The organism is Bacteroides sp. MSK.18.37, from assembly GCF_019129155.2.
Classification (GTDB): Bacteria; Bacteroidota; Bacteroidia; order Bacteroidales; family Bacteroidaceae; genus Bacteroides; species Bacteroides ovatus.
Map to the genome: position 1 here is coordinate 898,452 of NZ_JAHOIB020000001.1, position 14,649 is coordinate 913,100.

Here is a 14,649-nt window from a genome sequence, read left to right on the forward strand (position 1 = left end):
ACCCTAAATAGTGAACATACATATAGAAAATATAATTGCAGACATAAAACGTGGCAACAAACAGGCTTTCAAAAAGCTATTTGATGACTACTATCCTATTCTTTGCGTGTTCGCATCCCACTATATTGAAGACAAAGAAGTTTGCAAAGACATCGCACAAGATGTATTGTTAGCTTATTGGGAACGGAAAGAAGATTTTGACGACATTTTGAAAGTAAAAAGCTTCCTTTATACCGTCACCCGAAATAAATGTCTGAATCACTTAAAACATGAGCAATTAGATATTCCCTATTTTTCTGGACAGGAAGAGTTCGATAGTGGCTTCGAAGCTGCCATTATCGAACAGGAAACATTCCACATGGTTCGCAAAGCGGTAGAAGAATTGCCTACCCAAATGCGAAATATCATCTTATATTCTATGAAAGGGTTAAAAAACCATGAGATTGCTGACAAATTGCAAATTTCAGAAGGCACTGTCCATACGTTAAAGAAATTCGCCTATCGCAAACTTCGCGAAAGTCTCAAAGGCATAAATTACACCTTATTACTATTTTTATGCAAATAAAGTAACTTTTTGATTACCCCGTTTTTTCGATTGGATTGTTTTACTTATATAACAAATCGAAAAAACGATGAATTCATTTAAAGAAAAATTTAAAATTGCAAAAATCTTAGCTTCTCTATTCACTCATTCGTCTACCCCCGAAGAGGAAAAGAACTATCGTGCATGGTTGGATGAAAACCCGGAACATCAAAAGATAGCCGACCGGATATTAAATAAGGAAACGTATGAAGAAAACAGCCGGTTAATAAAAAGCTTCTCTTCACAAAAAGCGTGGGAGAAAGTCTATCCGTTATTAGGAGGCAATCAATCGGGTACTGTTTTTTCGTGGAAAAAGAGTCTGAAATATGCAGCTCTCATCTTATTGTTATTAGTACCTGCTTCTTACTTTATCTATCATTGGATATCCGAAGAAACGATTAGCGACATCACTCCGGGAACCCTTGGTGGGGAACTGATCTTGAGTGACGGCAAATCTTTCAATCTTTCCGACAATAATCTTCCTGAGAATGCAGTCAGAGCATTTGTGATCGATTCTAAAGGGATCAACTATCAGATTCCCGCCAACAAACCGCAAGTAAAAGAAATCCAAAACACACTACGCACATTGCAGGGGATGGAATGTCTTATCACGCTTTCCGACGGCACGAGGGTACATCTCAATGCGGAAACCCGGCTGACTTATCCGGTTTGTTTCAGCAGCAAAGAACGTATTGTGCAAATTGAAGGGGAGGCTTATTTTGATGTTGCCCCGGACAAGGAGCATCCGTTTATCGTAAAAACATCGCATACATCTATCCGGGTAACGGGAACGTCGTTCAACGTAAGAGCCTACGCTGATGAAGATACGGAAAGTACAACCTTAATCAGTGGAACAGTAAGAATCAACAGTGGAAATGAAGAATTCGAATTAGTTCCCAACCAGCACTATACATATAATAAAAATACCGGTACAAATACCGTCGCCAACGTAAACACTGATTTGTATACATCTTGGGAATCCGGATCATTTATCTTTTTAAATGTCCCTCTTGAGAATGTGATGTCATACCTGTCCAAATGGTATGGATTCCAATATTCTTTTGAAGACGAAGCAGCCAAACAGGTGCGTATCGGAGCTTACCTTAACCGCTACGCCAACATGAACCCGATTATCGACATGATTACAGAATTAAATCTGGTCAATATCAAACAACGGGAGGGCATCCTGCACATTTCCTACAAACAGTAATAATACATAATATAACTAACGCATTATGAAAAAACGAGTAAAATCCCTGCCATGGGTGGTATCTTATGCAAGCAGAAACTTTGTGAAGTTCTGTCTTTTATGGATATTCTCCCTTTCTTCACTCATGATTCAAGCACAGGACAATCAGAGAATCTCCATCGACTTGAGAGGAGAAACGCTGGAAGCAGCGCTCTGGTATCTGCAGAATCGTACGAAATTTGTCTTTATGTATGGAACGGAAGATGTCGCTAATGTAACTGATATCACCATCAGAGCCAAAGACAAAACGATTACTGAAATTCTGGATGAATGTCTGGAAGGCACTAACCTGACTTACGAAATCTCTGGTAGCGCAATTGTTATAAAGAAAAGACAAAGCCAAAAGATAACCATCAGCGGTTGGGTCCGGGATACTAACGGTGAGGCCTTGCCCGGCGCTACTATCACGATCCGAGGTTCTAAACATGGAGCCATTGCAGGATTGGACGGGCAGTACACGTTTAATATTCCAGCACAGGAAGGGTTGATTCTTACGTACTCTTTTATCGGAATGGAAAAGAAAACGGTAAAATATACGGGTAAAAAAACCATTAATGTCACTCTGAACAGCTCCACCAGCACAGAAATAGATGAGGTGGTGGTAACCGGATACCAGAATATTCAACGTCGTGACATCGTTGGATCTATTACCAGCATCAAAGCAAAAGATATCATCATGCCTTCGTTTACTACTATTGACCAAATGTTACAAGGACGTGTAGCGGGTATGGTTGTAACCAATACAAGCAGTCGTGTAGGTACTGCCCCCAAGATTCAGATTCGAGGTACCAGTACGTTGCAAGGAAACCGTGACCCATTGTGGGTAGTAGACGGCATTATCCAGGAAGATTTTCAGGTAACATTAGACAGTGGCGACCTGATGACTAAAAATTTGCAAGACATTATCGGTAACCAGATTTCGTGGTTAAATCCCGCCGATATCGAAAATATCACCATCTTGAAAGATGCTTCCGCCACTGCCATCTATGGTTCGAAAGCCTCTAACGGTGTAATCGAAATCACCACCAAGAAAAATACTACTGACCGACTAACCGTAAACTACTCCGCCAACTTTAACATCGGACAACGTCCTAATTATGGGATGTTCAACTTCATGAACTCTCAAGAACGTGTCCGTTTCTCACAAGAAGCGTTTGATGCAGGGGTTAATTATATAGAAACACCTTATAAGGATCTTAACACCTATGAAGGTATATTACGGATGCTGCAGGAACATGATATTTCAGACATCGAATACAGAAAGCTTTATAACGATATGGAAACCCGTAATACAGACTGGTTCAAACGCCTGACACGTCGTTCGTTCAGCCATACTCACAACGTTAGTGTTTCCGGCGGAACAAACAAGTTCAGTTATTCAGCATCCATAGGATATAATAACAGTGAAGGCCAGGAAATCGGCAACGACAACGAACGTATGACAGGCCGTATCGCCCTGATGTTACGCCCTATAGAAAAGCTAACTATCAATCTGACTTTAAACGGTAGTGTTTCTACCACAAATGGCTTTTTCAACGAAGTCAACCCAATGAGTTATGCTACTAACACCAACCGCATCATCGATCCGGACGCTTATTATATGCAAAGGAACGGCTACAACTCTAAAACTGGTAAGATACAAACCCTTTCATACAATTTTATCAATGAACGGGACAACAGCGGTTCAAAAGCACGTTCGAACTTCATGTCCGCCTCACTAGATGTAAACTGGCGTATTCTTGATTGGGTAACCTACCAATTCACCGGAGGTTATTCGAATAACAATAGTACGAATGAAAGCTGGGCTACCGAACGTACTTACTATATTGCCAACGAGTATCGCGGCTACGATTTTAATTCCGTTACTCCCACCAGTGCTGAATTTAAAGCTGCGCAGCTTCCATTCGGAGGTATATTGTATACAAACGACAACAACCAGTATTCCTACAATATTCAGAACAAGTTACAATTCAGTAAAGCATTCAATCCTGATAACCGATTGAACGCATTATTGGGTATGGAACTCCGTTCATCTACAGCGAAAGGAACAGCCAATAAAGTTTGGGGATATGTGCCGGACAGAGGTGAACGTATTGTTGCTCCTACCATACCAAGTGAAGTGATAACTCCCAACAATCCTCCAACAGGCTGGGGAATATTAGGAGATATTTATAGTAGAGGCTGGCAAAGAACAGACAATACCAACAACTTCCTTTCATTCTTCGCTACTTTCGCATATTCATTCAAGAATCGCTATGTAGTCAATGCCAATGTACGAAATGATGCCTCCAACGTTTTCGGGCAGGATATAAACCATCGTATCGACCCGACTTATTCATTCGGTCTCTCCTGGAGAGCATCAGAAGAGGCTTTCTTTCAAAAACATTTGAAATGGATCACTACACTTAATTTCAGAGGAACATTCGGTATTCAGGGAAATGCTTTAACACGAGAAAGTCCTGAACTAATCTTAAGCCAACAGGGAGTACAACCCGGATATAATCGCTACTTCTCCACTATCGGCCAGATACCTAATCCATATCTCTCCTGGGAACGTACCAGAAACTGGAACTTCGGCGTGGATCTGGAACTGTTCCGTATGTTCTATATGAATCTGGAATATTATACCAGACGTTCCAATGCGGTAATCACCGTAGATTTGCCATTCGAATACGGAATTGATGATATGAAACGTAACGGTGGAATTATTTACAATCGGGGAATTGAATACACATTATCATTCACGCCTATCCAAAAGCGCGATTTCAGCCTGAACATCAACCTGAATGCCTCTAAAAACTGGAACAAAGGTGGAGAAACCAAAATTGACAGAAACACAGCAATGTACTTGAGAGGAGGTAGTACACAGATATTAAAAGAAGGTTATCCGCTGAGTGCATTCTGGTCATACTCTTTTGCTGGTCTTGACGGAAGTAATGGTAAACCAATGTTCAACTACGTTGAGGTCCCAGATGAAGAAAAGAGCAAAAGTATCGATCCGACTACTTACTTGGTATATTCCGGAGAAACAGAGCCGTACTTCACCGGAGGTCTCGGTTTTAGTTTCCGTTACAAATCTTTGTCATTAAATACCAGTTTCTCCCTTTTATTAGGTAGTAAAAAACGCTTGCCGTCACCTTACAGTGATTTTCAAGGAAGCGGCAGTATGATGCCGGATCCAACCAAAAATGTAAACCGCGATTTACTAAACCGTTGGCAAAAGCCCGGAGATGAGGTCTACACAAATATTCCCGGACTTCCGACATGGCCGATAGAAATAGGGTGGACCCTGCCTAATACAGATAGTGCAGAATCAGCTATTGAAATGTGGGAGAAATCAGATGCTATGGTAGTCAGTGGTTCATTCCTACGTTGTCGTAACATCGGATTATCATGGCAAATGAAAAAAGAATGGTGTGACAAGATCCATGCAAAAAACCTAGCTATCAATTTTAATATGGATAACATATTTGTAATAGCCAGCAAACGTTTCAATGGCTTCGACCCGGAATTAGAAAACAGTATCATGCCACGATCTTTCTCACTGGGACTTAATATCGGATTTTAAACTATAAACAAAGAAAGATATGAAACTTAAATATTTAATCTATACAATTACATTGACAAGTCTCACTGCCTGCAGTGATTTCTTAGAGCCCAAGTCACAAAGCAAATACATCCCCAAGGATGCCAATGCATTACAGGAGATGCTTATTGGAGAGGCTTATCCCCAACAAGGGAATACCAAATTTCTAGCCTATTTGGAAATACTTGCAGATGATATCGATCAAAATCAAGTGGAGGGTTACGAATTCCCTGAAAATGAACAGGGAAAAATGGAAACATTCGAGGTACTGTACAGTTGGCAACCCAATATGTTCGAAATGCAACAAAAATTAGGACAAGAGCCGAGCAATACATGGGGAAACCTTTATGAATATATTTTAGGAGCCAATGCTGCACTTGATTATACTGACGAAGTGTCCGGTACAGAAGCTGAAAAAAATTACATCAAGGCACAATCCTATGCTTTGAGGGCTTTCTTCTATTATATGCTGGTTAATCAATACGGACTTCCATATAATTACGACAAAGAATCATTGGGAGTTCCTCTAAAAATTGACAGTAAAATGAGAGATGAAGGTGAGGTACTGATGAAACGAAATACGGTAGAGGAAGTATATCTACAGATTGTTGCCGACCTAAACGAAGCAGAACGTTTATTCTTGACTCTCTCCGCCGCACAACAATATGAGCCAAACTACCTCGTTAGCCTACCTATGGTGCAATTATTAAAATCACGTGTGGCTCTCTATATGGAAAATTGGAAAGAGGCAAAAACGTATGCAGAAAAAGTTATCAAAGATTGGAACTTTTCACTGCGCGATCTGAATACAATCCCTGCACCGGAAGCGGGTATGAAAGAACCTTATTATACATTCAACACCTATGATTCTCCAGAAGTTATCTGGAGTTATGGAACCATAAGAGATTTGACAGGTGAATACGAAGGTTATATTGAAAAGGAAGGTAAGAATAATAACGATACCAGAAGAAAATTCAAAGCAGCAGATGAGTTGATTAACAGTTTCTCGGAAGGTGACTTACGCAAAGATCGTTATATTACTCGGGAGATACAGTATAATGAAGATGTCCCAGAGAGCAGTACATTTTATAATACGTATCTTCCCTATGGCAAATATAAGACGCTCCGTTCTGTCCCCACTTCCGGAAGCAGTGATTATTTCGCACTCTCTTTCCGGGTAGCAGAAGCTTATCTGAATTATGCTGAAGCTGCTGCCATGAGTCAAGCAGAAGGAGAAGCTATCACCACTATGAACGCACTACTGGAAAAACGATATGACGAAGGAAACATACCATCCTTTTCGGGATTGAGTGGAGATGATCTTATTACCAAGATACGTGAAGAACGCAGAAAAGAACTTTGTTACGAAGGCCAACGCTGGTTTGACTTACGTCGATATGGCATGCCTTCCATACAGCACAAATGGGAAGGAAAAATTTACACATTAACAAAAAATGATCCTTCATACGTATTACCTATACCTCCAAATGTATTGCAAAGAAACTTACTATTGGAACAAAATCCGTTCGGTCCGGAACGGGTTGGAGTTTCCATAACAAACTAACTATAAATTATAAAAATAATGATCGTTAATCCTAAACAACAGAAAATTATGAAGCCAATATATAACGTATGGATATTATTGTTCTGTCTCACATTCACGTCTTGCTACGAAGATGATTCAATTATCCCGACACCAGACCCACTTGCACAGGCCGGAGGATTTGAGTTTCCCCAAGGAGATAATTCTTGGGACAATGATGCCATGAAAATCTACCAAGACTTCGGAGTGAAAATAATATATAAAGATATCACAGAAAAAGACCTCAATAAAAATTGGACAGGTGGTGGTATCGGTGGCTCTACAAGAGTGTTCGAAAATTGTCTCAATGAGGAGATGGCGGCATTCTATATTACTTTTATGAAAAATCATATATTCCCTTATCTTAATCGGGAAGTTACGGACAGAGTATTTCCCATGTATTGGTATGTGGGATACAATTACTCGGTATTTGCCTCCATTGTACCGGGAGTGTTAGAATATTATGTAGCATTATCCGAACATGAAGAAAGCCAAACTGACTGCTGGGTAACTTGCTTCTGGGGAGATGCAGCTCACAGCACCTATGATGATCCAATCTCTGGATGGAAAACCCCTATTGCCGGCAACAAGGACAGTTTTACTGTGCGTCGCTTCAAAATAATTGATGAAGTTATAAACACAGCCATCACCAGAGGTAACATTATCGTACCCGAAGATGAATTTGATGCAGGATTCGACCATTCAACTAAGATTGTCAGAAATGAAGATATTGAAAGCAAAGCTGATCCTAATTATTATCTTAGAAGAGGCTATCCCGGTGATGTAAATTCATTATCAGCAAAATATAGTAAACCACATTCTGATAATCCTCCAACAGCCAAAGAAACATTTATCGGTTACATGCAAATAGCCATGCGTCTTACTAAGGAAGAACGGGAAGCAATGTGGCCTTCGGCAACCTATCCATTTATGAGTAGTAAGTTCGAGTTTGTAACCAATTATCTAAAAAAATACAATATTGACCTGGAAGCTATCGCTCAAGGACCGGAAGAATGGGATATCAAACCTTATCCGGAACTACCAGAAGCTGATGCAGGAGATGACGATGATGATCCTTGGGGAGACTGGTAGAACTTTTTTCTTTATCCAGTAGTAACCAAGTTATTAAAATAGATACGGATAACGACAAAGCTATTCGTTGCTTTACGATATATTATAAAACTCAATATTATGGAATTAATAAAAAGACTCTCACTAATACTATTGCTTTTATGCACCACCTCCTCCCTATGGAGCAACGGCGGACTGCAGTTTAAGGGAAAGTTAAGGATACTTAGACCTACTACCTTACAAGTAAAAGATTTGAATGGAAACCTTGTTTTGACTTGTTCCATCAGCCAGAACGGAGTATTCGAAACAGAAAAGAAAGAGATCCAGCCCGACGTATATACGCTATGTATCGGGAAAACGGAACAAAACATTTACTTTGAAAATACTTCTGTTAGTATCAATGGCTTTTTCGATGAAAAGAATCCCGAACAAAGCTCACTTTCATTCACCGGCATTGATCCGTTTCTGACTTTACAAAACTATATGCCGGCCGAAAGAGATCCGGATAAAGCAACAATCTCGACTTCTGCCAAAGAAAAACTGACGCCTGCCATGGCGTCAGCATTAGCTTATCTGGCAGATGTGAATGATTACCCATCCAACAAAATGTTATTGGATATGATACCGGAACAAGATAGGAATTCTTTGTCTGCCAAATGGTTAATCAACAAAGTAGAAGTTCTCTCCCACCAGATCATCGGTGCAGAATGTCCTGGTTTTACGTTCATTGACAGCAATGGAAAGAGTGTAAGTTTAAAAGACTTCCGTGGAAAAATTGTCGTACTGGATTTCTGTGCTTCCTGGTGTGGTCCTTGCCGCAAAGAGATGCGCAGTATGCTGACAATATATAATGATCTGAAAGCGGATGATTTAGAATTCATCAGTGTTTCGTTGGATGACAGCGAAGCAAAATGGAGAAAAATGCTGGATGAAGAAAAACTGCCGTGGGTGATGTTGTGGGATAAAACAGGATTTCCCAAAAACAGCAAGACTCCAAGCGCTATTCAGGCTGCTTACGGTTTCTACTCCATCCCTTTCCTCGTTGTCATTGACAAAGAAGGCAAACTCGCTGCACGTAATGTCCGGGGTGAACAGGTGCGTGAAGCCATTTTAAAAATAAGAAAATAACTAGATTGTATAAATTATAACTCATCAACAATGAAGAAACTTATATTTCCTATCGTATGCTGTTTTATCAGCATTACAGTATCGGCTCAGTTAGTCAAACAAGAAGCAGAAACACAAAAGAAACAATCCGAACTGGACTGGTTTAACTGTTCTTTCGACAAAGACAGTGTATATGGTGCCGAAGTAAACAAGGCTTACGAGTATCTGAAAGCTAACAAAAAGAAAGCTAAAAAAAGACCGGTTGTTGCATTGATCGGAACAGGAATGGACGTAGAACACGAAGACCTGAAACATGCAATCTGGATGAACCCGAAAGAAAAACTAAACCAAAAAGATGATGATAAAAACGGGCTTGTTGACGATATCAATGGCTGGAACTTCATCGGAGGTAAAGACGGTCAAGTAATGGAAGCTCTGACGCGCGAAGGAGAACGTGAATTTTTCCGCCTAAAAGATAAATATGCTGACTATATTTTCGATGGAAAAAAGTACTATAAGATTGTCAATGGAAAACGCCAAGAAGTTCCCGTACCGGAAAATATGGAAGAATATAACTACTATCGCTATAAAGTCATGCCGGAATCAAGAATCGGAGGAACCTATGGTGGTCTCCAACTTTCTTATGTAATAGAAGAATATGTTGAAAAGTTCGATAAGGACATGAAAAAACGCTTCCCCGGAAAAGAGTTAACCGTTGAGGACTTCCAAAGTTGTTATGATCCCAAAGCAGAAAGAGACAGTCTTTCAGAAGTTGCCTTTGTGTTTACTGCCTACTATTTCAGTATCTATAATACGGATAAATGGGAACCCGTATATCAAAATATGGGAAAGAAAAGTGTAGCAACAGCCAAAACGTCCTATGAAGATGCTTTAAAGAAATACGGAACTGATAACCGGAAAGAAATTGTAGGTGATAATCCCTTGGATATTAACGACACACAATATGGCAATAATGTACTGTTGACGTCTGACGCAGCAACAGGAGTTATGAAAGCGGGAGTGATCGCAGCCAAACGCGACAACGGTGTCGGAAGTAACGGTATTGCCGATAATGCAGAAATTATGACTTTACGTATTCATCCGGGAGAAGGAGAACCTTATTTAAAAGATATGGCACTGGCCATCCGGTATGCAGTAAACCACGGAGCGGATATTATTTTATTGCCGGAACAAAATTCGTTATACCCGGAAGAACAGAGACAATGGGTAGCAGATGCGCTGAAAGAAGCTGAAAAGAAAGGAGCATTGGTAATAGTTCCGGTTTGGGATCTGTCAGTAGATATGGATAAAGATGAATTCTTCCCTAACCGGAAGATGAGAAAAGACGGAGAACTTACCAATTTTATGGTGGTTGCTTCTTCTGATAAGAATGGAAATCCGGTACTAAACACCAATTACGGTGCAACTACTCTCGATCTTTATGCACCGGGAACAGATATTTATTCATCCTATATGGGTGATACGTACCAAAAAGGTACAGGTGAAGGAATGGCTTCGGCTACTGTAGCCGGTGTAGCTGCCTTAGTGAAATCATATTTCCCTAAATTAACCGGCTCGCAAATCCGTGACATACTACTGAAGAGCGTCACTTCACGCAAAGGGGTGGAAGTGGAAAAAGGAATCCGCGTAAACGACAGTCCTTCACAAGACTTGTTCCTTTTCGATGATTTGTGTATTTCCGGAGGTATTGTAAACGCTTATCAGGCAATTTTGGAAGCAGAAAAAGTCAGCAAATAAAATTAGCTTATGAAGTATACGACTCGTATGATAGGAACCGTTGTCGCCTTTTGCATGGCGGTTCCTGTATTCGCCCAACAATATAAGGCAACTATACCTTACCGGATGGTAGGTGAAAAGATGATTATCGAAATGAAAGTGAACGGCACGGCACGTCCTTTCATTTTTGATACAGGAGGACGTACGGCACTCACGACTCAAGCCTGCCAGGCACTGCAAATGGCAGCCACCGACTCGGCTAAAGTAACGGATGTGAATAACGTGGAAAGCTATTACAAGACTACCCGGATAGAGAACCTGACTACCCCCGACCATGTTATTAATTTCAAAAATGCTCCGTCACTGGTCATTGATGAAGTAAAAGGCTGGGAATGTTTTGGAGTAGATGGCATCATCGGCAGTGATTTATTCGCCAACACCATTGTCACTATTGATTCACAAGCCAAAAATATTATAGTTACCTCTGCTGAAAAGCCATCGACAGTGTCTTTACGAAAGATGTTGAATTTCACCAAAGGGGGCGGTATGCCGATCGTCAGCATACAAATAGCTCCGGTTAGCAATATAAATGTATTATTCGATACAGGTAGTCCCAGTCTGTTATCACTTATCGAAAGTGATTTTGAAAAAATCAAACTGGAAGCCTCTATGGAAGTGGTTTCCGAAGGGTATGGAGAAGGGAGTATCGGAGTATCTGGCCAGGCGGACAAAGCTTCTTCTTACAGGGTTCGTATTCCATTGCTATCAGTCGGAGCCACCAAATTCCGTAACGTAACAACCAGCACCAACAATCACCCTTACACATTATTGGGCGTCAAACTGTTGCAATACGGTAAAGTGACCATTGACTATCCACGCGGAAGATTCTATTTCGAAGCATTTCAACCGGACAATGAAATAAACAATCAAGGTAACAACTTTGACTTAACGGTCAAAGACGGAGATTTGTTTGTATCTACCGTATGGAGCAGTACGAAAGGTAAGATAGCAGTCGGAGACAAGGTAGTTAAAATCAATGGCAAACCTGCTAAGAAATATGACTTCTGCGAAAGTATTCTGAACGGAATACCGGAATTAAAAGAGAAAAAGAAGACGAAACTGACGATTGAGACAGCTTCCGGAGTAAAGGATATTATCTATGAAAAAGAATAATATGAAAAGTATAGGAATACTGACCGGCTTATGGCTGCTATTATTTCTAAACTGCGGACAAAGAATGGCAGCGCAAATCCGGAATAAGGTTTGCGACACCATTCCTTATGAGTTTATACAAGAGAAAATCATTATCCCCGTCACTGTTAACGGTATAAAAGTGAAATATATCGTCGATACGGGAGGAAGAACCGGAACGATGTATGATGCCGCAACGGAAATGAAAGCTACTGCCGCAGGATATATGCGTATCTCCGATGTGAATGCACAAGGCTCCAATTATCAGGAAGCGCACGTACAGAATGTTTCTATCGGGGAAAACTATAAAATCAAGCAGTTGAAGACGATGGTACTGCCTAAGAATCCATTCTTCACCGGACTAGGGGTTGTCGGTATTCTTGGAGGAGACGCTTTCGCACAGTCGGTAGTCACATTCGATTCCCGTTCTAAAATAATGGTTATCAATTATCCGTATCGTCCCGAAGGACTAAAAGTAACGGATGGGATTCCGCTGTTGGATGAGACGGATCATCACTCCATTGTCAATGTCCGCTTAGGGGACAATGACTTCAAGGTTCTGTTCGATACAGGTGCGGGAGGCTTTCTGCTTTATTCTACAGAAGATTATGAAAGGCTGTCTGACATTTCGAAAGTTACTAACCATGGATATGGTATCGTAGCTGCCGGAATAACAGGTCTAGGCAAGCCGGTGGATATAAAGAAGGTGACTGTTCCTCCTATCAACATCATGGGGAAAGAATTCACGAACGTGGGTAGTACGACCACAGTGATGAATGGAAGCATCATCGGGGTGGATTTACTGGAATACGGTAAAGTAATTATCGATTATATGCGCAGACGATTCTACTTTTTCCCGTTTGAAGAAGGAAAAACCGACATGGGCGGTGCTCCCGCTCTCTGGAACGTGAGTATTCTGCCACGCAATGACAGATTCGAAATTACAACGATCTGGGACAGCATGAAAGATAAAGTTGCTTTCGGCGACCAGGTGATTAATATCAACGGTACTTCTTTGGACGATTGTCCCATGAGCCAAATGGCTGTGGAAGATATCATGAACGCCATCCCCGGTGATACCGGTTATATTATTGTCAAGAAAGACAATCAAGAGAAAAAGATTGAAATCAGGAAAGAGAAATGAACTTTAAACAGAAAAAAGATATGAAGCGAATAATAACAAAGATGTATCTCTGTCTACTTGCATTTTGTATTGCCGGAGGAATCAGTGCACAGACACAGAACAGTATGACAGAGGTCATTCCATTCAAAACCATTGATGGAAAGATTATCGTAGAAGCCGCCATTAATGGCGAAGTGGCAGACTTCGTCCTCGATCTGTCAGGACATAACGCCCTGCTTCCTGAGGCTCTCAAGAAGTTACGCATCGACACGGGGAAGAACGGTACTTTTAGTGCTTATCAGGATTTTGTATTCAAACAAGTACCTGTTGGAAAAGTATATGAAATGGCAACAGTTGCTATTGGCAACAACACGTTTAACAACGATCTGCCTGCTTTCACTCTGGAAGACGAACCATATCTGCGCAAGCTGGGAGTGATGGGTGTATTAAGCGGTGCTATTTTCCGCACTTCCGTTCTGACTATTGATATGCAGCGGAAAAAACTCACAATTACGCAGCCCTATCGTCCTTCTTACATGAAATTAAACTACCGGGAGAACTTTGAGCTAATTACAGGATTAGGAATCGTATGTCCGATATCCATTCAGGGAAAACCCGTTTCTCTTGTTCTGGATACATGGAGCGAAGGATTAGTGAATCTTACCGAAAAAGATTTCAATACATGGAGCACACAATATACCAAAGGAACCAACCAAAAAGTTTCCAATGGATATAAAGAAGCGACTCAAGAAGAGGAAAGCCTCATCTTACCTGAAACCATGTTTGTAAAAACAAAGATTGAGGATGCCATGGCAGTGAAGAATCCATACCTGAAACGCTCCGTATTAGGCAAAAAGATATTGGACTACGGAATCATATCCATTGACTATATTCATCAGAAAATTTATTTCCAGCCGTTTGACATGGTTCCTATACCGGAAGCGGAAGCTAAAGTAACGGAAACTAAAGTTGAAGACGGTAAACTGAATCCGATTACCCGCCAATTCTTCCTCGAACACATCTTCGACTACAGAAAAGGGAACGATTTCGTTTATAATGGCGACAAACCGGTTGTAATTGATTTCTGGGCAACTTGGTGTGGACCTTGCATGCGCTTACTTCCGGAAATGGAAAAGCTGGCTGAAAAGTATAAAGGTAAAGTTGTATTCTACAAGGTTAATGCGGACAAAGAAAAGGATTTATGCAATCACTTCGGTGTACAGGCATTGCCTACCTTATTCTTCATACCTGCAGGCGGCAAACCGATTATTGAAGTCGGAGCTACTCCGGAGAAGTACGTACAAATCATCGAAGAGCAACTACTGAAATAAAAACTCTCTCTTAATTATATAACTACATTAATCTGAAACTTTAGCTAAAAGCCGGACATCATTCCGGCTTTTTTTATTTCCATATTATT

At 40.8% G+C, this 14,649-nt stretch carries 10 protein-coding genes; all 10 read left to right on the forward strand.

Annotated features, from left to right (window positions below; all coding sequences use genetic code 11):
* Positions 1–10 precede the first annotated feature (10 nt).
* A complete protein-coding gene (locus KSX81_RS03935; protein WP_004301831.1) occupies positions 11–565 on the forward strand; it encodes an RNA polymerase sigma factor in 555 nt (184 codons plus the stop codon).
* 67 nt (positions 566–632) lie between these two features.
* Positions 633–1,793, forward strand: coding sequence for a FecR family protein (locus KSX81_RS03940; RefSeq protein ID WP_004301830.1), 1,161 nt, complete (start codon positions 633–635; stop codon positions 1,791–1,793).
* A gap of 25 nt (positions 1,794–1,818) precedes the next feature.
* Positions 1,819–5,400, forward strand: coding sequence for a SusC/RagA family TonB-linked outer membrane protein (locus tag KSX81_RS03945; protein ID WP_004320878.1), 3,582 nt, complete (start codon positions 1,819–1,821; stop codon positions 5,398–5,400).
* Positions 5,401–5,419: 19 nt separating this feature from the next.
* Positions 5,420–6,982, forward strand: coding sequence for a RagB/SusD family nutrient uptake outer membrane protein (locus KSX81_RS03950; protein WP_004301828.1), 1,563 nt, complete (start codon positions 5,420–5,422; stop codon positions 6,980–6,982).
* A gap of 48 nt (positions 6,983–7,030) precedes the next feature.
* Positions 7,031–8,092: a hypothetical protein gene (locus KSX81_RS03955; protein ID WP_032848711.1), complete on the forward strand. Its 1,062-nt coding sequence runs from the start codon at positions 7,031–7,033 to the stop codon at positions 8,090–8,092.
* 99 nt (positions 8,093–8,191) lie between these two features.
* Positions 8,192–9,199, forward strand: a complete 1,008-nt coding sequence (locus KSX81_RS03960; protein WP_004301826.1) for a TlpA family protein disulfide reductase — start codon at positions 8,192–8,194, stop codon at positions 9,197–9,199.
* 30 nt (positions 9,200–9,229) lie between these two features.
* Positions 9,230–10,936 (forward strand): S8 family serine peptidase, encoded by a 1,707-nt coding sequence (locus KSX81_RS03965; RefSeq protein ID WP_004301825.1) that lies wholly within the window; start codon positions 9,230–9,232, stop codon positions 10,934–10,936.
* Positions 10,937–10,945: 9 nt separating this feature from the next.
* Positions 10,946–12,088 carry an aspartyl protease family protein gene (locus tag KSX81_RS03970; protein ID WP_004301824.1) on the forward strand — a complete coding sequence of 381 codons (1,143 nt, stop codon included), beginning with the start codon at positions 10,946–10,948 and terminating at the stop codon, positions 12,086–12,088.
* Positions 12,075–13,250: a pepsin/retropepsin-like aspartic protease family protein gene (locus tag KSX81_RS03975; RefSeq protein WP_004301823.1), complete on the forward strand. Its 1,176-nt coding sequence runs from the start codon at positions 12,075–12,077 to the stop codon at positions 13,248–13,250. The genes KSX81_RS03970 and KSX81_RS03975 overlap by 14 nt, the downstream gene beginning before the upstream one ends.
* A gap of 20 nt (positions 13,251–13,270) precedes the next feature.
* Positions 13,271–14,560 carry a thioredoxin domain-containing protein gene (locus KSX81_RS03980; protein ID WP_004320880.1) on the forward strand — a complete coding sequence of 430 codons (1,290 nt, stop codon included), beginning with the start codon at positions 13,271–13,273 and terminating at the stop codon, positions 14,558–14,560.
* The last annotated feature ends 89 nt before the right edge of the window (positions 14,561–14,649 follow it).